Genomic DNA, 26,829 nt, shown 5'->3' with positions numbered 1-26,829 from the left:
CGAACTTCGCGGCCGACAAATTATTTAGATAGCGGTCGTTCGGCGATCCAACGCTGCAGGTGAAGAGGCGGAAATGGGAAAACTTTTTGCTGGTGTGATTTGGGCGATTTTGGCGATCGGCACTATCTTGATCGTGTCGCTGCCAATCAACCTGCAGACTCATCTCGTCGTTGGTGGCGTTGTCCTGACGCTCATGATCTTTGTTAAACTCCTGGGGCTGGATGGCGCGTGGCGACTGGTCGGTCTTGCGCTGGGAACCGCACTGGTCCTTCGTTATGTCTACTGGCGCACGACCAGCACCATTCCGCCGGTCACGCAGCTGGAGAATTTCATTCCTGGCCTGCTGCTTTATCTGGCTGAAATGTACAGCGTGTTCATGCTGTTCCTCAGCCTTTTCATCGTCGCAAAGCCGCTCCCGTCTCGCACGCCTGTGATTGTCGGCGATGAAGATCTGCCCCATGTTGACGTGTTCATTCCCAGCTATAACGAGGAAGCATCTCTTCTGGCCGACACGATCGCCGCGGCCCGAGCCATGGACTATCCTTCAGACCGCCTCACGGTCTGGTTGCTCGACGATGGCGGCACGGTCCAGAAGCGCAATTCACAGGATGTTCTGGCAGCGCAGGCCGCTTTGCAGAGGCATGTCGAGTTGCAGCAGCTTTGCGCTGATCTGGGCGCAAATTATCTAACCCGCGAACGCAATGAACATGCAAAGGCCGGAAACCTCAACAACGGGCTTGCCCATTCTTCGGGCGAACTGATCGCCGTTTTTGACGCTGACCATGCTCCAACGCGTAGTTTCCTGCGGGAAACCGTCGGCTATTTCAAGGAAGACCCGAAGCTTTTCCTGGTGCAGACGCCGCACTTCTTCCTCAACCCCGATCCGCTTGAGCGAAATCTGCGCACCTTCGAAACGATGCCCTCCGAGAACGAGATGTTCTACGGCATCATTCAGCGTGGTCTGGACAAATGGAACGCTTCGTTCTTCTGCGGCTCCGCTGCGGTTCTGAGCCGTGAAGCGCTCGGCGACACGAATGGGTTTTCCGGCATCTCGATTACGGAAGACTGTGAGACGGCGCTGGAATTGCATGCGCGCGGCTGGAAGAGCGTTTATGTCGACAAGCCGCTGATCGCGGGTCTGCAGCCGGCATCGTTTGCAAGCTTCATCGGCCAGCGCAGTCGCTGGGCGCAGGGCATGATGCAGATCCTTCGCTTCAGATTTCCGCCACTCAAGCGCGGCCTCACCCTGCCGCAGCGTCTCTGCTACATGTCTTCGACGCTGTTTTGGCTTTTCCCCTTTCCACGCACGATCTTTCTGTTTGCACCGCTTGGTTATCTGTTCTTTGGTCTCCAGATGTTCACGGCATCCGGCGGCGAGTTTTTCGCCTACACGCTGAGCTATATGGCTGTGAACCTGATGATGCAGAACTACCTCTATGGTCGTTTCCGCTGGCCGTGGATTTCTGAGCTTTACGAATATATCCAGTCGGTTCACCTGCTTCCGGCCATCGTTTCGGTGGTGCTCAATCCGCGCAAGCCCACCTTCAAGGTGACTGCCAAGGACGAAACGATGTCGACCAGTCGCCTGTCGGAGCTCAGTCGGCCGTTTTTCGTCATCTTCGCGGTTTTGCTGTTTGCCGTGGGGGTTTCGGTCTGGCGGCTTTATTCGGAGCCGTGGAAGGCCGACGTGACACTTGTCGTTGCGGGCTGGAACCTGCTTAACCTCATTCTTGCCGGCTGTGCGCTGGGCGTCGTGTCGGAGCGGCGCGAATGGTCCAGCACACGGCGTATCCGGATCAACCGGCGTTGCGAATTCGGCGGTGGGGATCGTTGGCTGCCGGCGATGATCGAGGACGTTTCCGTCAACGGGGCGCGGATCCGGGTTTATGGCGGCGAGGCCGACCAGATGATTGCTGACGGCCATTCTTCGATCCGCATCCAGCCGCTATCCGGTGGAGCACCCGGCACGCTCCCGGTGTCGGTGCGAAGCAAGGTCAAGGAAGGCGATTCCCTGACGCTTGGATGCCAGTATGTTCGATCGGCGCCGGAACATCATCGGCTTGTCGCTGATCTGATCTTTGCCAATGCAGATCAGTGGTCGCAGTTTCAGCAGTCGCGTCGACGCAATCCGGGCGTGGTCGTCGGCACCGTCTGGTTCCTGCGGCTGGCATTTTATCAGACATGGCGTGGTCTTGTGTATCTGGTGCGCGATATCCGCACGCCGGAGAAAAAGGCCGGAGCACAGCCAAGCGGGGCGCGGCCATGATCCGCTCCTTGCTTGCGTCCCTTGTGCTGATTTTGTCGCTGACCAATCTATGCGCGCAGTCGATGCCCTTCGATATGGCGCCGGAGCGGCCAGCGCCCGCTGTCGTTCCAGAAGCATCCGAGGGTGTTGCGCAGCCGGCTGCGGAAGCCCCGTCAGCTCTGCCGAAAGAATTCCGTCGGGGCTTGCTTCCCAGTGGAGATCTTTCCTTGCGCGGCGAAAACGCGTCCCGCAGCTGGATCATCCACCTCACTGAACAGCAGGCTGCGGCTCCCGTTCGTCTGCACCTTGGTTACAGCAATGCCGTCGTCGTTGCGCCGGAGGCGTCTCGCCTGCAGGTGCTGCTCAACGATGCGACGGTTATCGAGACGTCCATCCGGTCTGCGGAGGGGGTTACCAATCTTGAAGCGGAGATCCCGTCAGGGCTGCTGCGCGCCGGGCGAAACGAATTTTCCCTGCGCGTGAACCAGCGCCACCGCACTGACTGCACGATCCAGTCAACCTATGAATTGTGGACCACGATCAAGGCGGCACAGACATTTCTGACCAGCACTGACGAGAATTCGCAAAAGCTCTCGACCGTTGATGATCTGCGCACGATTGCGCCTGATCCAACCGGCAAGGCGACGATCGCGATAGTTGCGCCAGGCATGGCGCGGGGCGATATCGGTGCCGACATCATGAAACTTGCGCAGGCGATTGCACTTCATGTCCCATTGCCGGACCTGAACTATGTGGTCGAAGCTGCCCCGTCGTCGGCGCAGGACAACGCCTCCCTTTTTGTTTTCCTGGGTACGAACGAAGAGCTTGAGCCGCTGGGTATCAATCTCCGCACTAAGGGTGAGGACGGGCCGGTCGCCGGGTTCACCGAGCGCCGCGGAGGCGCGCCGACCTTTGTCATCAGTGGACGCAGCCGTTCCGAATGGCTGTCTGCGCTTGATCAGCTATTGGCGCCTGTCGACCGGGTCGCGGGTACGCAGCGTCAGGCTCTCGTCACCGAGACATGGCAGACACCGAACGCGCCGATGATCTATGGCGCGCGCGAATTGACGTTCAGCGAACTGGGTGTGCAGTCGCAACAGTTTTCCGGCCGACGCTTCACGACGGGTTTCCAGTTCGCTATTCCGGCCGACTACTACGCGGACTCCTACGGTGAAGCCAAGATCCTGCTCGACGCTGCGTATGCGCCCAACGTGCTGCCCGGAAGTCTTGTCAACGTCTACATCAACGGTTCCATCGCCGTGTCGATGCCGCTCAACGAGACACGCGGGGCGCTTCTCAAGCAGGTGCCGATCCGTCTGACGACACGTCATTTCAAGCCTGGTCTCAACGAGGTGGCCATCGTTGCCGATCTTGCCAGTGCGGAAGATGAGGCTTGCCTTGCTGTGGCCGGTCCCGGTGATGAGCCGCGCTTTGCAATATTCAGCACGTCGCGTTTTGTGGTGCCGGCCTTCGCCCGTATCGGCCAGCGTCCGAACCTCGCTGCGCTGGGCGGCACCGGCTATCCATTTGGCCAGTCGAAAGATCACGTACCGATCTTCCTGGAGCGCAATGATGCGGCGAGCCTTTCGGTGACGGCTGATCTTCTGGCGCGCATGGCAATCAGCGCCGGGCGCGCCTTCCCGGTTACCTTCACCAACTCGATCGATGCAACGCGCGACCGGGATGCAATCTTTGTCGGTTCGATCAGTGCAATCCCGTCTACAGTGCTGGGGCAGGTGAATGTTTCCGAGGAAAGCCGCAGCTTCTGGGGAACGTCGCACGGACGCGCGCCGGGTGGTGCGGATGCGACCCAGATCGATGCGGAAGCATGGCGACGCCAGATGGAACAAAGCACCTGGATGAGCGAAATCGATGACTGGCTGCAGCGAACGTTCGACCTCAACTTGCGCAGCTTGCGCTTTGCGCCGCTGAGCGAGGCGGCTTTTGTTCCGTCTCAGCCCGCTCAGGTGCTGCTTGCGCAGGGGTCAAATCCGGCGCGCAACGGGGTCTGGACTTTGGTCACCGCTCCGGACAGCGCCATGTTGCGCGATGGCGTCAACGCGTTGACCAGGCTTCCAAACTGGAACCAGCTTTCGGGTCGGCTCGCAACGCTGGACACAGATCTTCAGACGATCAGTGCCCTGCCGGTAACGTCGCAAAGCTTCATCGAGACGCAGCCTTTTTCGGTTGGCAATTTCCGTTTGATCATCGCCAATTGGCTGTCTGCCAATATCCTGTCTTACTCCCTTGTCTTGGTAGGTGCTTGCACCTTGCTGGGCATTGCGACTTCTATGCTGCTGTCGCGTTTGGGGAGGCGGAATTGAGTGTACGGGCAGCTGTAGCAGCGTTCTTTTTGGTGTCGGGTGCAATGGTCTGTGGTGCACAAGCGCAAATCACCGCGAGCGAGTGGTCGGATTATTCCAACCGCTTCGTTTCCGATGAGGGGCGCGTCATCGATGACGGAAATGGGGGGATCTCGCACAGCGAAGGTCAGGGCTATGGGCTGCTATTGGCCTTTCTTGCCAGCAACAAGCCTGATTTCGCGCGTATCTGGTCGTTCACGCAGCGTGAGTTGATGATCCGTGACGATCATCTGGCCGCATGGAAGTGGGATCCGAACGGCACGCCGAAGATCACCGACGTCAATAATGCTTCCGATGGTGATATTCTCATCGCCTACGCGCTGGCGCTTGCGGGCAAGGATTGGGACGAGCCGCGTTTCACCCAAAGCGCCAGATCGATAGCCGACGCGCTCGGAACGTCTGCGCTGTTCTCCCATAAGGGCGAAACCCTTCTTTTGCCGGGGGTGCATGGCTTCGGTGCGGATGATCAGCCCGACTGGCCGGTCGTCAATCCTTCCTACTGGATTTTCGAAGCCGTGCCGGTTCTGGCCGGTCTTGCACCCGATAATCAGTGGACACGGCTTTCGGAAAGCGGAACCGCGCTCATCAGCAAGGCTGCATTCGGCAAGAACCACTTGCCCGCGGACTGGGTGTCGGTCGCTGGAACGACACCGCGTCCGGCCGAAGGATTTCCCGTCGAATTCGGCTACAATTCCGTGCGCATTCCGCTTTATCTGATGCGCAGCATGGATAGCGACATGAACCTGCTGCGGCGCCTGCGAGACGGCATGACAGGCCCCCAAGGTGCCGTGACCCTGATTGATCTCACGACGGATCAGGTGACGGCGGAACTCGAAGATCCCGGCTATCGCATCATTTCCGCGCTGGCGACATGCGTCCTTGATGGCACCAGGATTCCGCAGGATCTTCGTGTTTTCGTTCCGACGCTGTACTATCCCGCCACCCTTCAGCTTCTTGCTTTGGCGCATATCAGGAAGGATCGGCCCGAATGCCTATGACGTCGATCAAGACGGTCGCACTGGGTGCTGGAACGCTGCTTCTGGGAACCTTCGTGGTGGCGCAGGAGCGCTACTTCCCCGCTGCAGGATCGCAGGAGATCTGGCACGAGATCACCGGATCGGCCGAGCCGACGCCGGAGCTGGATGTGCCGCAGCCGATGCCGACGATGCTGGCCCAGACGTCCGAGGTCGAGACGAAGCCGAGTCAGCCAGTCGAAACGCAAAACGGAGTTGACGAATCCGCGTTGCGTTATTTCGCCCGCAAAGGCGATACGCGCAGGCTCGAGATCGAGATTGCCCGTCTTCGCGCACTCTATCCCGGCTGGACACCACCCGCAGATCCCCTTGCGACGCCCCCGGTGACGGATGCGGCGCTGGAAGAAATATGGGAGTTGTACTCACAAGGGCGTCTGAGCGAGGCGCGCCACAAGATCGCCGAGCGACAGGCGAGCGTTCCCGGATGGCAGCCGCCGGCAGATCTGACGGATCGTCTGGCGCTTGCTGAATCGCGCGAGCGGCTGATCAACGCATCGGATCTCGATCAGTATGCGACAGTTATTTCGGTTGCCTCGCAGAACCCGCAGCTTCTGACGTGCAGCGAGGTGGATGTCCTTTGGCGCGTTGCCGAAGCTTTTGCCCGAACCGACCGTGATAGCCGGGCCTATGATGCCTATCGCTATATTCTGAGCACCTGTGACGATGCGGAAGAGCGTTTGGCAACGATGCAGAACGCGCTGCAATTTTTGCCCATGCCTTTGGTTGATGATTTGCTGGCGCTGGAGCGATCGGACGGGGCTGTCGGTGAGTTTGCAGAAATTCGTGACACGCTGGCTCGCAACGCTGTTGCCAAAGCAGGAGAGGACAAGTCCGCAACCGTGCCGGCCACCACCCTTGATCGGCTGAAAAAATTGGCCGAGACGGAGAAATTGCCGACCGATGCGCGGCTGCTTGGCTGGTACTACTACAACCGGCAGGACATCGAGGCAGCGGATAAATGGTTCCGGATGGCGCTCAGCGCCGAGCCGTCCGCCGATGCGGCCGAAGGGCTGGCGCTCGTTCTGATCCAGCGAGAACTGTATGCCGATGCGGAAGAGCTGATGTATCGCTGGCGCGACGACAGCGATGATACGCGTGTGGTCTATCTTGCCGCCGTTGCCAATCTGCTGGGTCTGGAGCCACGTCCGCTCCTGTCTGGCGAGGTTCTGAGCCGGATCGTTGCCGAGGTTGCCCGCAGCCGTAATGTCGAAGCGGCGCGTCAGTTGGGCTGGTATGCCCGCGCCTTTGAGCAGCATGCAACGGCGAAAGCCTGGTTCACGAGCGCGCTGGGCTGGGGACCGGACGACGAGCCATCGGCCTATGGTCTTGCGCTGACCTATCAGCTTCTCGGCGAAACGGCACAGCTTGATCAGCTCAAGCAGCGGTGGACGGGACGTTCGGAACGCATCCAGCTTGTTGGAGTTGCGGAAACCGAACCGGCCCCTGCCGGTGCTGCTGGCCGGAGTGTCGGGACCGCCGCCCCTGTGACCCCGCCTGCGATTGCGCGGATCGTTGAGCCGAATACTGCTCCCGCTGCATCTTCCCGTCGGGCCAACGAAGGCAGCGGCGCGAAACGCGGTACGGGTTCAGCGCGAGGTTGCTCGAACTACACCAATCCGGAACGGTTGCAGCCGTCAGCTGCGCTCAGCCATGGCTGGTGCCTGATGGATGCCGACCGGCCTCTGGAAGCCGCGAAGGCGTTCGAGGTTGCGTTGCGCGGCGGTAACGAGCGTACACGGCGTGATGCGGCCTATGGCCAGAGCTTGGCCTATCTGCGGGCAGGGCTGGTCGACAACGCCGCAGTTGCCGCTATCAAGGCACCACAGAGCGGCAAACGTGCCGTCGAACTGCAAACCAACATCCTTGATGAGCGCGCGCGGGGCGCATTCGAAAGAGGGCGTTATGCCGAGGCGATCATGGCGCTGGATCGACGGGCGCAGATCGCGCCGGAACGCATCGATCTGATGGTTCTGAGAGGCTATTCATATATGCGCCTGAACCGCTTTGGTGATGCGCGTCGGGTTTTTGAGGCGGTGGCCCGAACAGGTAGCCGCGATGGCATCAAGGGTCTTGCAGAGCTGAATAATCTGGAGACCTACTAAAGCATGCCTCCCGACGGTGGGCACCGGTCGGGAGACATGCTTAAAAATAGGCAGCTAATGCGCCGCGAGCGAATCTGAAAGATCGCGACGCGCTTTAGAACGGAAGCGGGTTGATCGCGTGCGTCAGCACGGCGCCCGTCTCGTAGTAGGCGGCACGCGGACCGGCGAGACGCTCGTTATGATTGTCCACCGGCGCTACCGGCAAGTCATCTTCGCGGTTTTCCAGCAATGCGATTGCTGCCAGCTTGCCAAACATCGTGCCGGGCCCGATGCCGCGACCGGAGTAGCCGAAGCAGGCATAGGCCGACGGACCAAGGCTCAGGATCTTCGGAATATGATCGTTGGTCATGGCAATTCGCCCGTGCCAGGCGTGTTCGAACTCCAGACCAGCCAGTTGCGGATAGATCTTTCGCAGTTTGCGTCGCGCCCATCCAGCATGGATGGCAGCGCCCGCGCCGCCGGCATCTCCGATGCCGCCGACGATCATGCGGCCTGCCTTGTCGGTACGAAATGACGACATCACCAATGCGGTGTCCCAGCAACCTTCCCCGCCTGCCAGAATCTGCGAGCGCAGATGCTCGGGGATCGGCGCGGTGGCGAACTGGCAATAGCTCACTCCGACAAATTGCGGGCGAACCGCAATGTCGAGGCCATCGAAATAGGCATTGGTGGCCAGAAGCAGCGATTTGGCAGTGACGGTGTGCCCATTGGCCTTGACCTGCCAGCAATTGCCGTCGTGCATCACGCTGCTTACGCGCGAGCGCTCATGAAGGCTTGCACCTGCCTTGATGGCAGCGCGTGCAAGACCGCGCGCATAGGACAATGGCTGGATCGTCCCGGCGCGCGGATCGAACAGCGCGCCGTGGAACGCGCTGGTTCCGGTTCGCCGTGACGTTTCTTCGGCGTCCAGAAGCAGCAAGGGTGCGCCAAGCTGCACGCCTTGGCGATGACGCTCCTGCAAATCGCGGAAGCCCGAGGCGTTGTGGGCAAGATGCAGGGTGCCGTTCGGTGTCGCCTCGCAGTCAATCTGTTCGCGTTCGATCAGCGACCACACCAGTTCAGGTGCGCCGGCGAGGCGATTGACGAGGCTCAGCCCCGCGGCTTCACCCATTTGCTTCATCACGTCTTGCGGGGGCAGCCACAGGCCTGCATTGACCAGTCCGACATTGCGTCCGGAGCCGCCATGTCCGAACGTTTCTGCTTCCAGCAGCACGACGGAAGCGCCGCGTCGTGCTGCTTCAAGCGCCGCTGAGTTGCCGGTGAAGCCACCGCCGATGATGACGAGATCGGCCGTGACGCTCGACGCCAGTGGCTGTGCCTCTACCATTATCGAGCTTGAAGCCCGCCACAGATTGCCGCTTGCTTTGGATGCCACGTTTTTGGTCCTGCTTTAGAACACCAGATTGGGAAGAAATGTCACCAGCGCCGGCACGTAAGTGAGCAGCAACAGGACAACGATTGAGGAAAACAGGAATGGAACAGAGGCTTTCGCAAAATCCTCGACGGAACAGCGTGTGATCGAGCAGACGGTAAACATGACAGTTCCTACCGGCGGTGTCATCGAGCCGATGGCCGTGTTGAACACCAGGACTACGCCCAGATGAACCGGGTCCACTCCCAGACTTTGCGCTACCTGCACCAGGAGAGGGCCAAGGATCACGATGATCGCGAGCCCCTCGAACACGGTGCCTAAAATCAACAGTGCAATATTGATGATGAGCAACACAACATATTTGTTCTCAGACAAGGTCAGCAGGAAGGTAATCAGCTGCTGGGGCACTTGTTCGAGGCTCAGGATCATCGAAAACACCGAAGCCGACGCGATAATGAACATGACGCCTGCCGTGGTCATCGCCGACTCGGAGAAAAGTGTCATCGTTTCGCTAAGGCTCAGGCCGCGATAGACGAAGACGCCCACCACGAAGGCGTAGACTGCGGCGACAGCGCCGAGTTCTGTCGGCGTGAACCATCCGCTGCGCAGCCCCAGCAACAGCATTGCCGGCATCGCCAGAGCCCACAACGCGGCGCGCCCTGTGCTGAGGATTTCGCGCGGCCCTGCACGCTTCTTGCTTTCTGGTGCAAGGTTCATGCGGATCGCGGTCCAGCGCACCGTCAGCATCAGCGAGATTGCGATGAGAATCGCCGGGATCACACCGCCGACAAACAGCTTGCCGATCGAGGTGTTGGTCAGAAGGCCGTAGATGATGAGCGCGATGCTGGGGGGCATGATCGGGGCGATCAGCGAGGATGCCGCGCTCACGGCCGAGCCGTAGGCATTGCTGTAGCCGCGCTTGCGCATCACCGGCACGATCGTGCGCGCATCAATGGCGGCATCGGCGTTTGCCGATCCCGACATGGCGCCCATGAACACCGAATTCAGCACCGCGATCTGCGCCAGGCCGCCGCGCCAGTGCCCGACCAGGGTTTCGCAGAACGCGTAGAGACGATCCGCGATGCCGCCGCGCGCCATTGCCGCGCCGGCAATCACGAACAGTGGAATCGCCAGCAGCGGGAAGGATTCAAGCGCTGATGACATGCGCTGTGCGACCAGGCTGGCCATCAGCGGATTGAGGGTGAAATAAGCCATGGACGCGCCGAGCATGACAAAGCCGACCGGCAAGCCCAGCACAAGAAGAAGAACGAATACAATGGCGACGATGGTCACGAGCGTACCTTCCTGAAACTCTCAGCCATATCAAGAAGGCGACCGACGATGACGAGCATCATGCCTGTCGCGAGCATTGCGGCGACGATCCATTTCGGCCAGCCGAGGACGAGAAACGTGGTGAAACGCGCCGTTGTTATCTGCGCGAAGGCAGCGCGGATCACTTGCGATGCGATCAGGAGCACCAGCAAGTCGGCGACAAGCCGCGCCAAGATTGCAAGTCGCGCAGGCAGGCGATCGACAAATAGCGAAATGCCGAACAATTGTCCGTGCATTGCAGCGCCTGAAAGACCAAACCAGACAGCGGCTGCCATGAGGATCACGGCAAGTTCTTGTGCCCACATGATCGACATGGCGAAGAAATTGCGCGCCACAACGTCTGCCATGACAATGGTCACAAGTGCGGCCAGCAGAAGTGCCGGGACGGTCACGCCGACAAATTCGAGTATCGTACGCAGAACTTTCATTGCTACGACGTGCCTCCACGATGAACAACGGCCGGGCAAATCAGAAGATTCACCCGGCCACGCTTGGATTATTCGCCGGTTGCTGCTGCCCGGACCTGATCATAAAGCCCCGCAGGCCATGCAGGGAAGCTCGTATAGAAGCTTGCCGTGGCTTCGCGATAGGCATCAAGGTCCGCCTCGTGGAACGTCACGCCCTGTGCCTCGAATTCGGTGCGGATTTCGGTCTCCAGATCCGCCGATACCTTGGTCAGATCCTGGCCGCCCTTGCGGAATTCTTCAAGCAGGATCGCCCGGTCTGCATCGCTCATCTGCTGGAACGCGGCCTCGCTCATCACCCAGCCGGTGAAGAGGTTGAAATGACCCGTGAGGGTGATTTCCTTGGCAACTTCCTGCCAGCCCGAGGCGCGCAGGCCTGTGAGCGGGCTTTCTGCGGCGGTGACGACGCCCTGCGACAGCGCCGAATAGACTTCTGCGGCTTCCACGGTTGTGGCGACTACGCCGAGCGGCTGAAATGTCTTCAGCCAGGTTTCGACCGGCGGCACGCGCATGCGCACGCCCTTCAGGTCAGCTGGCTCAGGATAGCCGGCAGTGCCGATCATGTGACGCGGCCCGTCGAACCAGTTGATCGCGACCACACGAATGCCCGCCGTTTCGGCAAGACGGTCATAATAGCCCTGCAGCAGGTCGGAAAATGCCAGCTTTTCAGCTTCGTCTGTGTTGGAAACGACGAAAGGGCCCTCGACAATCGACAGCTCGGGTACGCCGAACGACGACAGGAACGAGGCCGAGGTGAAGGTCATCACCGGCAGACCCTGGCTGGCCTGCTCGATCGAGTCGGTCGTGCTGCCAAGCTGGCCCGACGGGAAGCCTTCAAACTTCACGCGACCGTCTGTGCGGGCGGTGACGCGCTCTGCGGTGGCCATGACGCCCTTCCAGGATTCGCTGGTCGGCGAATTCACGGTCGCAATGCGGATCGTCAGGTCCTGCGACAGGGCAACCCCGGTCAGCATGGTCGACATTGTTGCGGCAGCAGCCAGCAGGCGAAGTGGTGACGCGAAATAGTTCATTGATAGTCCTCCAGTTTGTCCTCTATCTGCACAATATGTGCAGGGTGCTTCAGACGGACAGCGCATTTTGTGAGAGCGCTTTCCTATCCATTCCTCATGCGTCGACAGGCGATCCGTCGATCTTGGGTGCAGCCACCGGCCGGGTGGTCGCATAAATCTCTTCAAGGCTTTGCATCGTCGAAAGATCGACATCCATCGCGACGCCATGACCAAACGCACCCAGGGCCAGGCAGGTCTCTGCCGCGGCCTTTGCAGCCGCACCCAGAATGGTGCTCGGCGCTTCGCCGCGAAGAAGTCCGACCAGGGTCCGCGCAATAAAAGTATCGCCCGCGCCCAGCGTGTCGACCGGATCGACGGGCACGGCTGGCGCTTCGTGGGTACCGTCACGGCTTGACAGAAGCGCCCCTTCCGCGCCGCGCGTGATCACCACCCACTGCGCACCATAACGGTGGGCCATTGCTGCAAGTTGCATGGCATCTTCGCGGTTCAGATCGCCACCGGAAAATCCGACCAGAAAGCAGTGAGGCGCAATGCTGGCAACGCGTGCCTCGTCGCGAACGGTCGCAAGATCATATGAAACCCGTGTCACGGACGCGAAATGCGGCAACCACGCATCGACATGGCTTGAGCGCCCGGTGTGGATCGCATCGGCGCTCGCAAGCCATTCAAGATCCGCCTCTGACGGTGCGATAATCGACACGCCGAGATTGGCGCCGACAAACACCCGCTCGCCATCTTCGTTGGCGATCACGCAATAGGCGGTTTGTCCCGGCACGGTGCGCAGCAATGAAGTATCGACGCCTTCCTTGATGAAAGCGTCGCGAATGGCGCGCCCTGCTGCATCGTCGGCGACCGCGCCGGCATAGGCTGCGACCGCCCCGAAGCGGCGCGCAAACACCGCATGATTGACGCAATTGCCGCCTGGGTACATGCGGCCCTGATCGCGATAGCAGTCGACGACGTTGTCGCTAAAGGCAAGGATCTTAGGTGCAGTTTGTGACACGTGTATCTCATTTCTGTGGCATTGTGAGAACGTTCGCAATATTTTGCACGACTTGTCAATCCTGCTTGACACCCAGCCAGAGAAATTAATATGTCTTATGTCATCTTATCAGAAAGGTGATAGCAGATGACTCTTCCAGATCGCTTCCACCCGGCCGTTTCGGCCGCTCTTTCCTCCATTGACGCGAGCGCGCTGCGCCATGTGTTTTTCGTCGCTTGCGGCGGTTCGCTGTCGATCATGCACCCGGCGAAGTTCATGCTCGACCAGCATGGCGCGCTGCCGTCCGACGTCTACAACGCCGCAGAATTTGTCGCCCGTGCCCCCAAGCGTCTTGGCGCCGACTCGCTCGTCATCCTGTGCTCGATGACCGGCACCACCAAGGAAACCACCGCTGCCGCCAAATATGCGCGCGAAAAGGGTGCAACCACCATCGGTCTGACCGTCGAGCCAGGCTCGCCGCTCGGCACCGCTGTGGATTTCCCGGTCAAGTTTGAAGCGCCTTACACCACCGGCACGCCGATCGATGCGCGCGACAGCAACTATTCGATCATCTACCAGATCGTGATGGGCCTGGTTGCCGCAACCGGTGGCGAAGACCTGACCCAGCCGCTGATCGACAGCCTGTGCAATTTGCAGGCCGCCATCGACCGCGCCCAGGACACCTATGCGCCGCTGTGGGATCGTTATGCCGAGCATTTTGCCAAGCAGGATGTCGTCTACACGATGGCTTCCGGCGCTGCCTATGGTGCCGCCTATTCCTTCGCCATCTGCGTGCTGATGGAAATGCAGTGGATCAACAGCCAAGCGATCCACTCCAACGAGTTTTTCCACGGCCCATTCGAAGTGCTCGACGAAACGCGCTGCTTCGTGCTGATGAAGGGGCTCGATTCCACGCGCGAGCTGGATGAGCGCGCCGACACCTTCCTGCATCGCTTCGGCAAGGCCGAGAACATTCTCGTGCTCGACGCCGCCAAGCTGGACCTGACCGGCATCGACGAGCGCTTCCAGGGCAATGTCGTGCCGCTGATCTTCTTCGACACGCTGTGGCGCTTCATCTATAAGGTCGCCGCGTTCCGCGAGCAGGTGATGCTGGATGGCCGCCGCTACATGAAGAAGCTTTCCGACTACTGAGGCGATTAATGGCGCAAGACGATCTTCTGCCGCTTTACGAACAGGTCCGCCGCAAGCTCCTGTCCGAGATGGAAGCCGGTCGTCTTGCCGAAGGCAGTTTCCTGCCGCCGGAATTCGAGCTGTGCGCCACTTATGGCGTCAGCCGGATCACCCTGCGGCGCGCAGTTGGTGAATTGTGCGCCGAGGGTCTGCTGGTGCGCCAGCAGGGTAGGGGAACCTACGTTGCGCCGCGCAAGGTGCAGCAGACGATCTCGCTTTCGGGTTTCGCCGACGTTGCCCAGGGCAGCGGCCACAAGGCAGGTCATCGCGTCCTCAGTCGCGATGACCATATCGATGCGCCGGACATTGCCGCGCGACTGGCGGCAGACCGGCTTGTCCGCTTCCTGCGCCTGCTCGAAATCAACGACCGGCCGATCACGCTGGAGACGCTGTTTCTCGATCCCCGGCGCTTTGCAGCTGTCCTTGAACCTGTCGCAGTCGGGAAGAGCTTCTTTGGCGCATTGCGTGAAGCCTATGGCATCGAGCCAGCCGGCGCTGAACGCAGCATTGATGTCGGCTTTGCCCGCGCATCCGAGGCCGAAGTTCTGGGTGTCTCCACTACCGAGCCGGTCTATCGCATCGAAAAATGGATACTCGACGCGCAAGGCGAGCCGCTTGCCTTGTCGCAGACCGTCACTCCCTGTCATCTGGTCACGCTGACCGTTAAGACCTGACCCCTTTGCCGGGTTGCCTTGAGGAACGCCATGAAAGTTTTCGACGCCGCAGCTGTCCACGCCGCCTTGCCCTGGACCTATCTCATCGAGGCCTTGGCGAAAGCCCATCGCGAGGCGATGCCGGTGTCCGATGTCGTCGTCCAGCAGGATCCTGCCGGCAGCGGCAACCAGTTCATCACCTTGCCGGGCTGGGTGCCGAATGGCCCGATTGCCGTAAAGATGGTCGGCGTTTTTCCCGGCAATGAGAAACTGACCCCGCCGCAGCCCAATGTTCAGGGTCTGGTGGCGATGTTCGATGGCACGACCGGCGCTCCGCTTCTGGTTGCCGATGGCGCGGCGATGACGGCGCGCAAGACCGCCGGCGATTCAGCCCTTGGCGCGTCGCTGTTGGCGCGCGATGACGCGCAGGTGCTGCTCGTCGTCGGCGCAGGCGCGCTCGCGCCGCATTTTGCCGCCGCCCATATGGCCGCGCGCCCCTCGCTGAAGCGCGTTCTGATCTGGAACCGCTCTGCTCCGAAGGCTGAAACCGTTGCCGCCGGGCTGCGTGGCGATGGCGTCGACGCACAGGCCGTCGCCGATCTTGACGCCGCGGTGCAGTCGGCCGACGTCATCACCTGCGTGACCATGTCGGACCGCACGCTGGTCAAGGGGGCGCTCCTGAAGCCCGGCACGCATCTCGATCTCGTCGGAGCCTACATGACGAGCCTGCGCGAAACCGACGATGAAGCGTTGCAACGCGCGCGCATCTATGTCGATACAAGGCGCAACATGGAAAACACCGGCGATCTTGGCAGCGCGCTGGCATCAGGGCTGATCGCAGCCGAAGCAATTGTCGGCGATCATTTCGATCTCGCCCAGGGCAGGGTGCAGGGCCGCCAATCTGCCGACGAGATCACCATTTTCAAGAATGTCGGCGGGGCACATCTCGACGTGTTCACCGCCATCGCGCTGAACAACGCACCATGATCTGACATCGGGGCCGCGGGTCGGCCCCAACAGGGGCGGGGAGGATACGTAACGCAGTGGCCAAGAAATCGAACGCCACCATCGCAGATGTCGCACGACTTGCCGGGGTTTCAACCGCGACGGCCGGCCGGGTTCTCGGCCGCTATGGCTATTCGAAGGAAGAAACCCGCGCCCAGGTGATGGAGGCAGCCAAGAAGCTTGGCTATCGCACCAATGCGCTGGCCCGCAGCCTCATCACCGGCAAGACCCGCACGATCGGAGTTGTCGCCGGCGATATCCAGAACCCGTTTTACGCGTCGATCCTGCGCGGCATTGCCGATGTGGTGGAAAGCCATGATTTCGGCTTGCTGATCGTCAATTCCGACGAAAACCTGCAAAAGGAGATCGGCGCCGTCAATCTTCTCCTGGAAAAGCAGGTCGATGGCCTGATCGTCTCGCCCTGCGACACGCGCAACGCGCAGCATTTGCGCGATCTGCACGCCGATGGCCTGCCTCTCGTTTTGTTGGACCGCACCGTCTCCGGCCTCGACGTCGACCGCGTGACGGTTGACAATATCACCGCCGCCGAGCGCGGCGTGCAGGCGCTGATTGCCGCCTCGCACCACCGCATCGGATTTGTCGGCGAATTGCTCGAAGACCTTGAAGGTGGGCTGGACGGTTTCGTTAAGCGCGGTCTTGAAGGTGACGTGTTGTCGACGGACACGCTCTATCCCAGCTGGCAGCGCCTGCTTGGCTATCTTCGCGCCCATCGCCGGGCAGGACTGCCGGTTGATTGCTCGCTGATCTGCCGCGTCGGTGCCTATTCGGCCAAGGCAGCCGAGAAAGTCGTCGGCGAATTCATCAACAAACCGGATCGGCCCACGGCGCTGTTTTCGAATGACGGCACGATGTCTGAAGGCGTCATCCGCGCGGTGTCGGCTGCCGGACTGACAGTGCCCGACCAGCTTTCGCTTGTCTGTTTTGACGACCTCGACTGGATGGACTTTCTTTCGCCCGGCATTTCGACCGTCGCCCAGCCGCGCAGCGCCATGGGCGAATCCGCCGCGACGATGCTCTTGGAGCGCATCAATGGCAGCGAAGTCGCTGCCCGCCCCGTCATGATGCCGGCGGAGTTCATCGAGCGCGGTTCCATCGCCATCTGCCAATAAACTCATGGAAGCAGGACCAGAATGACCATCAGCCAGGCCGATATTTGCGGCATGAACTTTCATTATTTCCGTCACAGCTTCGATCGCTTTCTGGACGACGCCGAAGCGCTGCAATTGCCGTTGGTGGAGATATGGGGCGCCGCCCCGCATTTTTATCTGGGCGACCGCACGCTTGCCGACGCGAGAGAGTTGGGCGCATCGGTCAGCCAGCGCGGCATGAAAATCGCCTGCTTCACGCCGGAACAATGCGTCTATCCGATCAATCTCGGTTCGCCGCAGGCGGCGTTGCGGGATCGCTCGATCCGCTACTTTCTCGAAAGCCTCGAAATGTCGGTGGAGATGGGAAGCCCGGCAGTCTTGGTCACGCCCGGCTCGGGCTTTGCCGATCAGTCGGCGAGAGATGCTTTCGACCGCTGTGCCGATGCGCTCGGGCTGATTGCCGATCGCGCCGACAAGCTCGGCCAGAAGCTCTTTCTGGAAGCGTTGCCGCCGGCCTGGTCCAACATCGCGGCCACCGCCAGGGAACTCGGCGCATTGCTTGATGCCGTTGGCTCGAAGGTGATGTTCGGCATGCTGGATACGGCAGGCGCACTTGGTACGCGCGAAAGCGTCAAGGACTACATTTCAGTTCTTGGAGATCGTCTCGCCCACGTCCATATGATCGATTCCGAACCGTCGGGAAGCCATCTGGCGTGGGGTGACGGTGTCTTGTCGGCTGGCGAAATCATCGCCGAGCTGAATGCGTCGGGCTACACCGGTGCATTGTCGATCGAGATCACCAATGCGCGCTATTATCTCGATCCGAATGCCGCGCTTGCGCAGTCGGTGACAGCCTTGCGCAATGTGCTGCCAGCCAGCTGATACAAAAAGCCAGCTGATACAAAAAAGGGGGCCGCTTGAGCCCCCTTTTTCGTATTGTCAGCTCAGTTTTTCACACGCTGCCGCAATGCGGTCGAGCGCTTCTTTCAGTTCCGCTTCCGAAGTCGCATAGGAAATGCGGAAATAGGGCGACAAGCCGAAAGCCGATCCTGGCACCACGGCGACATGCACCGTTTCCAGCAGATAGTCGGTGAAGTCGGCATCCGTCGCGATGGTCTTGCCAGCCGGCGTCGTCTTGCCGATCAGCCCCTCGCACCCGGCAAAGGTATAGAACGCGCCTTCCGGCGTGCGGCAGTCGATGCCCGAAATGGCGTTCAGCCGTGCAACCACCAGATCGCGCCGCGCCTTGAAGCTCTGCTGCCGTTCCTTCAGGAAATCCTGCGGCCCGTTGAGCGCCTCGACGGCTGCCGCCTGGCTGATCGACGACGGACATGACGTCGCCTGGCTCTGGATCACCGCCATCGCCTTGATCAATGCCTTGGGGCCACCGGCATAGCCGATGCGCCAGCCGGTCATCGCATAGGCTTTCGACACGCCATTGACGGTGAGCGTGCGCGACTTCAGCCGTGGCTCGATGGCAACTGGCGTGACGAACTCGAAGCCGTCATAGACGATGTGCTCATACATGTCGTCGACCATCAGCCAGACATGCGGATGCCGCAGCAAGACGTCGATCAGCGGCTGATAGTCAGCAGCGCTGTAGGCTGCTCCCGACGGGTTGGACGGCGAGTTGAGCAATACCCAGCGTGTCTTTGGGGTGATCGCCGCTTCCAGCTGTTCGGCCTGCAGGCGAAAACCGCTTTCGGCGGGGCAGGCGATCAGCTTCGACACGCCGCCGCAGATCTCGACGATGTCCGAATAGGACGTCCAGTACGGCGTCGGGATAATCACTTCGTCGCCCGCATTGAGCGTCGCCATGAAGGCGTTGAAGAGGATCTGCTTCGCCCCGGTCGCGACTGTCACCTCGTCGGTGGCATAGTCGACATTATTTTCACGGCGAAACTTGGCGACCACGGCAGCCTTCAGATCGGGCGTGCCGTCAAGCGCGGTATATTTGGTGTCGCCACGGTCAATGGCGGCCTTGGCGGCTGCCTTGACATTGTCGGGCGTGTCGAAATCCGGCTCGCCCGCACCCAGAATGATGACCGGCAGGCCATCGCGCTTCATCGCCGCCGCACGCGCGCCGATCTGCAGGATCTTGGAGACCCCGACCGTTGCGATGCGGGAAGCGGGCTCGAAGCCCGCCTCCGTCGTTTGAGAAAGTGCGTTCATGCGATTTACTCGATATCGAACGAGACGCCCTGCGCGAGCGGCAGCGCCTTGGAATAGTTCACGGTGTTGGTGGCGCGGCGCATATAGGCCTTCCACGCATCCGAACCGGATTCACGGCCGCCGCCGGTTTCCTTCTCGCCACCGAACGCACCACCGATTTCTGCACCCGACGTGCCGATATTGACGTTGGCGATGCCGCAGTCGGAGCCATCCGCAGCCAGGAAGCGCTCGGCCTCCTGCACGTTGAGCGTGAAGATCGACGACGACAGACCGGCTGCCACCGCATTGTGCTCTTCCAGAACCGCGTCGAAATCTGAGTATTTCATCACGTAGAGGATCGGCGCGAAGGTCTCTTCCAGAACCGGGCCGGCCTGCTTCGGCATCTCGACCAATGCTGGCTTGACGTAGAAGGCGGTGTCCTTGCCGGCTTCGACCACACGCGCGCCACCGGTGACGGTGCCGCCCTCGACCTTTGCCGCAGCCAGCGCCGCCTGCATGCCGTCGAACGCTGCCTTGTCCACCAGCGGACCGACCAGTGCCGAGGTTTCAAGCGGGTTGCCGACCGAAACGCTCTCATAAGCCTTCTTCAGGCGCGGGACCAGCTGGTCATAGACGCTGTCGTGGACGAACAGGCGACGCAGCGTGGTGCAGCGCTGTCCGGCGGTGCCCATTGCGCCGAAGGCGATGGCGCGCAACGCCATGTCGAGATCGGCGGACGGGCAGACGATGCCGGCATTGTTGCCGCCGAGTTCAAGGATGGCGCGGGCAAAGCGCTTGGCCAGACGCGGACCGACTTCGCGGCCCATGCGGGTCGAACCGGTTGCCGAGACCAGCGCGACCTTCGGATGATCGACCATGGCTTCGCCGATGAACCGGTCGCCGATCAGCACGGTCGACAGGTTTGCCGGGGCATCCGAGCCGAAGCGCGCCAGCGCCTTGTCGAGGATCGCCTGGCAGGCCAGCGCCGTCAGCGGGGTCTTTTCGGATGGCTTCCAGACGATGGAATCGCCAGCCACCAGCGCCAGCGCCGCGTTCCACGACCACACCGCGACCGGGAAGTTGAACGCCGAGATGATGCCGACGACGCCGAGCGGGTGCCAGGTTTCCATCATCCGGTGACCGGGGCGCTCGGTGGCGATGGTCAGGCCGTAAAGCTGGCGCGACAGACCGACAGCGAAATCGCAGATGTCGATCATTTCCTGGACTTCGCCCAGACCTTCCGACGTGATCTTGCCGGCTTCGATCGAGACGAGGCGGCCAAGGTCTGCCTTGGCGGCGCGCAGTTCTTCACCGAGCAGGCGCACCAGTTCGCCACGGCGCGGGGCCGGCACCAGACGCCAAGCCTGGAACGCTTCATGCGCGGCGTCGATTGCCGCGTTTGTATCGGCAGCCGACACGCTCTTCAGCTGACCGATCGCTTCACCCGAAACCGGGCTGTACGATACCATGTCGCCGCCGGTCCATGCGTCGCGAGCAACGCCCAGCTTGTCCAGAAGGGCTGCGGTTTCCTGTTTCACGTCGACGGAATTGCTCATCGTCAGTTCTCCATGGTTCCAAAATCGACCGATCCAAGCGGACCGGGTGAGGTGATTGTTTTCAACGCCGCGCCGAGTTTTCGAAGCTCCTGCGGCGTGTAGCGGTCGTAAAATGCCTGGTTCTTGCGGCCGATGGCATGTTCGGCACTGAAGCTGCCCTGAAACTCGTTGACGCAGACCGCAAAGACCCAGTCGCGCAACGCCAGTTCGAAACGCTCGTCGGCAAGGCGCGGATCGTCGCTGGCGACCACCAGATTGAAGTGCACGCCGCCATCGCCAATATGGCCGAAATCGCAGATCGTCACGCCGGGGAAATGATCCGGCAGCTGCGCCTTCATCTGATCGAGAAAGCGCATGACGTCGCCGCGCCGGAATGCCAGATCGAAGGCGATCAGGCGGCCGGAATGCTTGACGCCTTCCGACAGCGCGTGGCGCAAGGCCCACAATTCATGGGGCGGGCCGACGAACGCATCGTCAAGCAGGCCTTCTTCCTGCTCCCAGATCAGCGCGAGCACTTCTTCCAGCATCGCATCGAGCGGCTGTTCGCCTTCCCGTGGCGCGTTGACCCGCGAAATTTCAAGCAGGATGGCAAATTCCGGCGCTGTGCTGGCCTGAAACGGATTGCGCAGCGACGGGACATGGTCGAGCGCGGCGCGCAACGCATTGCCCGACATGCCTTCCAGTGCCGACAGATAGGAACCAAATGCATCTTCCAGCGCCAGCAGCAGGGCCGGCACCTTCGACGTGTCGGACGGCACCAGCAGCGCCGTCGCGCTCTGGCGCGGCAGCGGTACGACGTTGAGCACGCATTCGGTGATGATGCCGAACGCGCCCGACGTGCCGATGAAGATCTGTTTCCAGTCGACGCCGGTATTGTTCTTGCGCAGCGCATTGGACAGGTCGAGGACCGTCCCCGCCTGATCGGCCAGCACGGCCGTCAGACCCAGCACATTGTGCCGCACGTCGCCATAGCGCAGAAAGCGCGAGCCACCCGTATTGGTGGCCAGCATGCCGCCGATGCGCGGGTCTGCGCCCAGATCAATCGGGAAGAACAGGCCATGCTCTTCCAGCCGGGCGTTGAGGTCCGACAGGCGCATGCCAGCGCCAACCTTGACCGTCCGGTTGACTGGATCGAGCTCGAACAGATCGGCCAGCCGGTCAAGGCTGAGAACCGCTTCATTCCCGCTTGCATCGGGTGTCGAGCCGGACACCAGCCCGGTATTTCCCGACTGCGGGATCAGCGTGATGTCATGCTCAACGCAATAGGCGACCACCGCAGACACCGCGTCGGTCGAAGCCGGGCGCGCGACAAAGGCAGCTTTTCCCTTGTCGTAGCGCGCGCCGGTTTCATAGGCCTCCATGTCGGCACGCGCGGCGAGAAGACCCTTCTCGCCGAGCATCGTCTGCAGCGCCTGTATGTGAGTTGCAAGCATCGAAAAGTGCTACTCAGCTGCGATGGCGTTGTCGATCACTGCAAGGCAGCTTTCAATCGAAGTCTGTTCGATTTGCGCATAATGCGCAAATTCGTCGACGACCTTGGCGCCGAGATCGCGCTCGAACATGACCTGGTTCGGGCTGGCGACAAATTCCTGTGCCGCGTGATCGCCCAGATTCGACTGGAAGATTCCGGCGGCGCTGACCGGCAGGAAGTCTTCATAGACAATAGGGTCGAAGGTCACGAGACCGTCGGCAATCGCCGTCTCCAGTGTGGCGCTGCGGATGCTGGCGTTCTGTCCCTTGGCGGTCAGGCTATAGCGGAAGTAGCCTAGACCGGCCTGACGAATGCCATTCCAGTCGTCGGGAAATGCTGCAAACACTTCGCCCAGCGTGGTGACATAGGCAGCCGCGTTCGAGCCATCGGCGGCCGGGCGCACCAGCGCGCGGGTGTCGTTGAGCAGCTTGTCGTAAAGCGCGCGGCCTTTCGGCGTCAGCGCCACGCCGCGCTGCTCGATCTCGCCAAAACGGGCGGTGTGCGAGCCGGCCTTCCAGCTGCCGTCGCCGGACTGGAACGACACCGGTTCTTCCAGCGCCTTGAACGAGGTCTGGCGCAAGAGGATCGGGCATGCGCGCGTCGGTGGTCCTTCGACCACGGCCTTTGGCGCGATGTTGTGCGCGGGCATCTTGTCCTGCACGGCATCGATATCCAGCGTGCGCGGCGTCAGATGGTTGATGTGCGGTCCCTTGAACGACACCACGTCGGCAATCAGACGGTGGGCGTCGTGCAGACGCGCATACATCTGCGTGTCGACAATGGCCTGGTCGTGCCAGCGGAACGTCTCGAGCAGCTCACGGACAAACTGCTCGGCATCTGCAGTACCCAGACCGCCATCGCGCTCGGCTTTTTCGATCAAGAGCACGGCGTTGTCGGTGAAGATCTTGCGTCCGGCCAGCACGGCTGCGGCCTCGGCGCGCAAGCCTTCGTCGGCGATCAGATCGAGCCGCAGCAGCGAGGTGAACACACGGAACGGGTTGCGCTTGAGGCTTTCATCGGAAATCGGACGGAACGCCGTCGAATGGACCGGCACGCCCGCCGTCGACAGATCGTAATAACCGACCGGGAACATCCCCATCACGGCGAAGGCGCGGCGCATCATTGCCAGTTCCGCCGGTGTGCCGAGACGAATGGCGCCGTGCCGCTCTTCGGAAATACGCGCCAGCGAGTCGGTCGCCTCAAGACGATCCTTCAGCGCCGGATCAGCGGCGAGGGTTGCAGCGTTGACGTCCGCGACCAGCTCCATGAGCGTTCCATAGGCGGGAACCTCGTCGCGATACATGGCGGACATCGCTGCGGAAAAGGCAGAGCGGATATCATCGGGAGATGTAAGGTGAGCTTCGGTCATGAGGGTGGCGTTCCATGCAATATTGCAGCTAATCATTCTGAATTGATATGATATAGCGATCAAAGTGTGATATCTCATGCTTAGTCGGACTATTTTGATGCGGAAGTAGAATGAACCTCAGTCGCACATCGATCCCTGACCTTGCTGTCCTGCAAGCCTTCGAGGCTGCGGCGCGCCATGAGAATTTCACCAAGGCGGCGGTTGAGCTGAACCTGACGCAAAGCGCCATCAGCCGTCAGATCCAGACCCTTGAGGATCAGCTCGGCGTGCCGCTGTTCGAGCGTGTGCGCAAACGGGTCCTGCTATCGACCGCAGGACGGCGCATCCTGCCGGATGCCCGGCGTCTTCTGGCACAATCGGAAGCTCTGGTGATGCGGGCACGGGCGGTGGTTGATGGCGGCGACGTGCTGTCGATTGCCACTTTGCCAACTTTTGGCAATCGCTGGCTGATGCCGCGTTTGCCCGGTTTCATGGATCATTATCCGACGCTGTCCATCGATTTGACGTCGCGTTCGCAGCCCTTCGATCTTGCCCATGAGAATGTCGATCTGGCGATCCACTATGGCCAGCCGGTCTGGGCGCATGCGATCTGCACCTATCTTTGCGGCGAGATCATCCTGCCGGTCGCCGCGCCCAGCCTGCTTGCGCGTCATGAGATCGGTGAGCCGCACGAGATCTGCCGCTTGCCGCTGCTGCATCTTGCGACCCGTCCCAAGCAATGGGCCGAATGGTTGCAGTTGCAGGATGTCGACGATGGCGACGCCTATCGCGGCAGCCGTTTCGACCAGTTTTCGATGGTCATCGAGGCGGCGACGCGGGGAATGGGCGCGGGCCTGCTGCCCCTCTATCTGATCGAAGAAGAACTCGCATCGGGTACGCTTCAGATCATTTTCGACCGCCCGATGTCGACCGACAACAGCTACTATGTCGTCCTGCCAGAAGGAAAGATTGAAAATCCGCTCGCGCAGGACTTTCAGAAATGGTTGATCGGGCAGGTTAGCTAAGGCATGTCCCCCGAAAGTGGGAACCGGTTTCGGGATAAGGACATGCGTGAAAACGAGCAGCCAAAGCGCGCTTTGGGACGGCGATCAGTTTTGATCTGTCGTCGTCCCCCTCTCGCTGCGGTCAGTCGGTGACAGGCTGGCTTTCTCGTGTCCCGGACGGCAATTGCGCCGATGCAGCCGGCCGTGAAGTCCGACGGGCGGCAGGTTGCGCGAAGACATGCTTCAGCCACGCGCCAAATTTCTGCACGTTGACATCTTCGGCAGAGCGGGGCGGAAAGGCGAAATAATAGGCCTCCTCACATTTCATCCTGGTGCCGAGTGGCACGACGAGCTCGCCATTGCGCAGTTCTTTCTGGATCAGCAGATCGGAGATCAGGGCAATCCCGACGCCTGCCATTGCTGCGCCGATGACGTGCGAGAAGAACTCGAAACGTGGCCCGGTTTTGAAGTCAGTCGCTTCGATCTCATGCGCAAGACACCAGTTCTTCCACAGGTTCGGTTGGGTCGTGTGGTGCAGAAGCTGGCATTTCATCACGTCTTTTGCATCGGTGATCGAATTGTTGGCCAGAAATTCCGGCGAACAGACAGGCAGGACATAATCATCGGTGAGGAAGTTGAGATGGGCTCCCGGCCATTTCGCGTGGCCCAGATAGATCGCGACGTCGATTTTCTCCTGTTCGAAATCGAACGGTCTGATCTTCGAAACAAAATTGATATCGATCCCCTGATGCTGTGCGATAAAGTCGTTCAGTTTCGGGATCAGGCACCGCGAGCCGAAGGTGGGCGGCATGGCGACAGTCAGAAGCCCGACATCGTCGCGCTCGGCAATAAACCGGCTGGTTGCGGTCTCCAGTTCGCCAAGAATGCGCTCGACCTCCCTGGCGTATCGAATGGCTGCCGGCTCGGGGATCAGGCGTCGATGCTCTCTTTGAAACAGCGGTTTGCCGAGCAATTCCTCCAGCGAGAGGATGCGGCGGCTGACGGCGCTCTGTGTCAGGTTCAATTCGTCGGCTGCAGCCGAGACGCTGTTCAGGCGAAAAGCGGCCTCGAAGCATGCCAGCGCGCCGGTCGAAGGCAGGGTGCGCCTCATCTCAATCCCTCCTTTGTATGAGTTTTCGGCATGTGTTGTCGCCAAAACAGCATTGTACGTGAATGCGAGAGTTTCCTATAAATGGCTTGATATTGAATGTCATGGTAGGGAACAGGCCAAAAATCGCATAAAATTGAGAGGAAATGAAACGGTATCGGTGCTTTCTTTTGCGGCGCATGCGTCGTCACCGGTTTCAGTGTCTCATCGACGGCGACCTGTTGGAGCGAAAAAGTCATGATAACCGTAAATGGTCTGGCGAAGCATTATGCTTTGCCGGAGCGCTTTTTGAGATTTAACCCCTTTCGCAAGAAAGGGGCGTCGCCGCGTGTTCTGCGTGCCGTGGATGGTGTCGATTTCAGCATTCTGGAAGGGGAGGTTCTTGGCCTCGTCGGAGAGAGTGGCTGCGGCAAGTCCACGATGGCGCGGCTGATGGTCGGCCTGGAAAGGCCGACGGATGGTGACGTCATGTTCGGGTCTGCCAGTGCGCATGACCTCAAGGAACAGGATCGGCGCGCCTTTCACCGTCGTGTGCAGATGGTGTTTCAGGATCCGTATGGTTCCCTGAACCCTCAGCACAAGGTTGGCGAGCTGATCGCGCGGCCTTTGCTCTATCAGCGGATGAAGCTGACCGCAGCGGAGCGACAGGAGGCGGTTGTCCGCGCGCTCACCGAGGCTGGTCTTACGCCGGTTGAGCAATATCTGGACAAATTTCCGCACCAGCTTTCCGGTGGCCAGCGCCAGCGTGTCTGCATTGCGCGTGCAATCGTGCTTCAGCCTGAATTGCTGGTGGCCGACGAGCCGATTTCGATGCTCGACGTCTCGATCAAGTGGGGCATCATCCAGCTGTTGAAGAAGCTGGTGGCGCAGCGTCGGCTGGCGCTGCTCTATATCACGCACGACCTGTCGTCGGCGGGCGCCATCTGCGACAAGCTGGCGATCATGTATCTGGGCAAGATTGTCGAGTACGGACCGGCTGCCGAGATCCTGAAGTCACCACGGCATCCCTATACGCGCGCTCTGTTGGGGGCGACGCCTTCGATAGATCCGAAGGGCAAGCGGCCGTCGATCGAGATCAAGGGTGCGATCCCGAATGCCTCCAATTTGCCTACCGGGTGCCGCTTCCATCCGCGCTGCCCGATCGCGCAGCCGATCTGCGCGGTTTCAGAGCCGCAGGCGGATGCCAGCAATGAGCATCGGGTGATGTGCCATTTCGCCGATGCCGCACCAGTTGAGCAGGAGTGACAGCCGATGCCCTGTTGCGTGAGCCGTCGCGAGACGTTTGACGATTGCCGCCTCGCACGATGT

The 26,829-nt window shown here is 60.7% G+C and carries 21 protein-coding genes; 11 read left to right on the top strand and 10 right to left on the bottom strand.

Features of this window, described 5'->3' with window-relative positions:
* Positions 1-73: 73 nt before the first annotated feature.
* Genes bcsA through BMZ42_RS02145 form a run of 4 tightly spaced genes read left to right on the top strand, consistent with a single transcriptional unit; the run spans position 74 to position 7,744 of the window.
* Positions 74-2,266, top strand: coding sequence for a UDP-forming cellulose synthase catalytic subunit (bcsA, locus tag BMZ42_RS02160; protein WP_091518034.1), 2,193 nt, complete (start codon positions 74-76; stop codon positions 2,264-2,266).
* Positions 2,263-4,569, top strand: a complete 2,307-nt coding sequence (locus tag BMZ42_RS02155) for a cellulose biosynthesis cyclic di-GMP-binding regulatory protein BcsB (RefSeq protein WP_175556605.1) — start codon at positions 2,263-2,265, stop codon at positions 4,567-4,569. Before bcsA ends, BMZ42_RS02155 begins: the two co-directional genes overlap by 4 nt.
* Before the next feature lie 44 nt (positions 4,570-4,613).
* A complete protein-coding gene (locus BMZ42_RS02150; RefSeq protein ID WP_091518030.1) occupies positions 4,614-5,606 on the top strand; it encodes a family 8 glycosyl hydrolase in 993 nt (330 codons plus the stop codon).
* Positions 5,597-7,744 (top strand): tetratricopeptide repeat protein, encoded by a 2,148-nt coding sequence (locus tag BMZ42_RS02145; RefSeq protein WP_139207825.1) that lies wholly within the window; start codon positions 5,597-5,599, stop codon positions 7,742-7,744. Before BMZ42_RS02150 ends, BMZ42_RS02145 begins: the two co-directional genes overlap by 10 nt.
* Before the next feature lie 94 nt (positions 7,745-7,838).
* On the opposite strand, the gene BMZ42_RS02140 is transcribed toward BMZ42_RS02145, so the two are convergent.
* The 5 genes from BMZ42_RS02140 to BMZ42_RS02120 all read right to left on the bottom strand — a co-directional run bounded on the left by BMZ42_RS02140 (position 7,839) and on the right by BMZ42_RS02120 (position 12,946).
* Complete coding sequence (locus tag BMZ42_RS02140; protein ID WP_210185192.1) at positions 7,839-9,119, bottom strand: NAD(P)/FAD-dependent oxidoreductase; 1,281 nt, start codon at positions 9,117-9,119, stop codon at positions 7,839-7,841.
* Between the two features lie 15 nt (positions 9,120-9,134).
* Positions 9,135-10,409, bottom strand: coding sequence for a TRAP transporter large permease (locus tag BMZ42_RS02135; RefSeq protein WP_091518023.1), 1,275 nt, complete (start codon positions 10,407-10,409; stop codon positions 9,135-9,137).
* Positions 10,406-10,876, bottom strand: coding sequence for a TRAP transporter small permease (locus BMZ42_RS02130; RefSeq protein WP_091518021.1), 471 nt, complete (start codon positions 10,874-10,876; stop codon positions 10,406-10,408). The genes BMZ42_RS02135 and BMZ42_RS02130 overlap by 4 nt, the downstream gene beginning before the upstream one ends.
* A 68-nt stretch (positions 10,877-10,944) precedes the next feature.
* Positions 10,945-11,943 carry a TRAP transporter substrate-binding protein DctP gene (dctP, locus tag BMZ42_RS02125; RefSeq protein ID WP_091518018.1) on the bottom strand — a complete coding sequence of 333 codons (999 nt, stop codon included), beginning with the start codon at positions 11,941-11,943 and terminating at the stop codon, positions 10,945-10,947.
* Between the two features lie 94 nt (positions 11,944-12,037).
* Positions 12,038-12,946 carry a PfkB family carbohydrate kinase gene (locus BMZ42_RS02120; RefSeq protein WP_280139829.1) on the bottom strand — a complete coding sequence of 303 codons (909 nt, stop codon included), beginning with the start codon at positions 12,944-12,946 and terminating at the stop codon, positions 12,038-12,040.
* Positions 12,947-13,072: 126 nt separating this feature from the next.
* On the opposite strand from BMZ42_RS02120, the gene BMZ42_RS02115 reads away from it, so the two are divergent.
* The 5 genes from BMZ42_RS02115 to BMZ42_RS02095 are packed head-to-tail and all read left to right on the top strand — an operon-like array spanning position 13,073 to position 17,765.
* Positions 13,073-14,077: an SIS domain-containing protein gene (locus tag BMZ42_RS02115; RefSeq protein ID WP_091518016.1), complete on the top strand. Its 1,005-nt coding sequence runs from the start codon at positions 13,073-13,075 to the stop codon at positions 14,075-14,077.
* 8 nt (positions 14,078-14,085) lie between these two features.
* Positions 14,086-14,790 carry a GntR family transcriptional regulator gene (locus BMZ42_RS02110; RefSeq protein ID WP_091518013.1) on the top strand — a complete coding sequence of 235 codons (705 nt, stop codon included), beginning with the start codon at positions 14,086-14,088 and terminating at the stop codon, positions 14,788-14,790.
* 30 nt (positions 14,791-14,820) lie between these two features.
* Positions 14,821-15,756, top strand: a complete 936-nt coding sequence (locus tag BMZ42_RS02105) for an ornithine cyclodeaminase (protein ID WP_091518010.1) — start codon at positions 14,821-14,823, stop codon at positions 15,754-15,756.
* Positions 15,757-15,812: 56 nt separating this feature from the next.
* The gene (locus BMZ42_RS02100) at positions 15,813-16,904 is read left to right on the top strand and encodes a LacI family DNA-binding transcriptional regulator (RefSeq protein WP_091518009.1); all 1,092 of its coding nucleotides are present in this window, start codon (positions 15,813-15,815) and stop codon (positions 16,902-16,904) included.
* A 21-nt stretch (positions 16,905-16,925) separates the two neighbouring features.
* Positions 16,926-17,765, top strand: coding sequence for a sugar phosphate isomerase/epimerase family protein (locus BMZ42_RS02095; RefSeq protein WP_091518006.1), 840 nt, complete (start codon positions 16,926-16,928; stop codon positions 17,763-17,765).
* A 57-nt stretch (positions 17,766-17,822) separates the two neighbouring features.
* Here BMZ42_RS02095 and BMZ42_RS02090 read toward each other — a convergent pair whose 3' ends face one another.
* Genes BMZ42_RS02090 through hglS form a run of 4 tightly spaced genes read right to left on the bottom strand, consistent with a single transcriptional unit; the run spans position 17,823 to position 23,430 of the window.
* Positions 17,823-19,055: a pyridoxal phosphate-dependent aminotransferase gene (locus tag BMZ42_RS02090; protein WP_091518004.1), complete on the bottom strand. Its 1,233-nt coding sequence runs from the start codon at positions 19,053-19,055 to the stop codon at positions 17,823-17,825.
* A 5-nt stretch (positions 19,056-19,060) separates the two neighbouring features.
* Positions 19,061-20,590 (bottom strand): L-piperidine-6-carboxylate dehydrogenase, encoded by a 1,530-nt coding sequence (amaB, locus tag BMZ42_RS02085; protein WP_091518002.1) that lies wholly within the window; start codon positions 20,588-20,590, stop codon positions 19,061-19,063.
* A 2-nt stretch (positions 20,591-20,592) separates the two neighbouring features.
* On the bottom strand, positions 20,593-22,023 hold the full coding sequence (locus BMZ42_RS02080) for an FAD-binding oxidoreductase (protein ID WP_091518000.1): 1,431 nt from the start codon (positions 22,021-22,023) through the stop codon (positions 20,593-20,595).
* 9 nt (positions 22,024-22,032) lie between these two features.
* Positions 22,033-23,430 carry a 2-oxoadipate dioxygenase/decarboxylase HglS gene (gene hglS, locus BMZ42_RS02075; protein ID WP_091517997.1) on the bottom strand — a complete coding sequence of 466 codons (1,398 nt, stop codon included), beginning with the start codon at positions 23,428-23,430 and terminating at the stop codon, positions 22,033-22,035.
* A gap of 110 nt (positions 23,431-23,540) precedes the next feature.
* On the opposite strand from hglS, the gene BMZ42_RS02070 reads away from it, so the two are divergent.
* Positions 23,541-24,434, top strand: coding sequence for a LysR family transcriptional regulator (locus BMZ42_RS02070; RefSeq protein ID WP_091517995.1), 894 nt, complete (start codon positions 23,541-23,543; stop codon positions 24,432-24,434).
* Between the two features lie 121 nt (positions 24,435-24,555).
* Here the strand turns inward: BMZ42_RS02070 and BMZ42_RS02065 are convergent, their stop codons facing one another.
* On the bottom strand, positions 24,556-25,524 hold the full coding sequence (locus BMZ42_RS02065) for a LysR substrate-binding domain-containing protein (RefSeq protein WP_091517992.1): 969 nt from the start codon (positions 25,522-25,524) through the stop codon (positions 24,556-24,558).
* Between the two features lie 234 nt (positions 25,525-25,758).
* On the opposite strand from BMZ42_RS02065, the gene BMZ42_RS02060 reads away from it, so the two are divergent.
* Positions 25,759-26,766: an oligopeptide/dipeptide ABC transporter ATP-binding protein gene (locus tag BMZ42_RS02060; protein WP_091517990.1), complete on the top strand. Its 1,008-nt coding sequence runs from the start codon at positions 25,759-25,761 to the stop codon at positions 26,764-26,766.
* Positions 26,767-26,829: the final 63 nt, after the last annotated feature.

It is taken from the genome of Aquamicrobium aerolatum DSM 21857 (assembly GCF_900113935.1).
Lineage (GTDB): Bacteria > Pseudomonadota > Alphaproteobacteria > Rhizobiales > Rhizobiaceae > Aerobium > Aerobium aerolatum.
The sequence above is the reverse complement of the archived record's forward strand: the minus strand, read 5'-3'. Positions and strand labels throughout refer to the sequence as shown.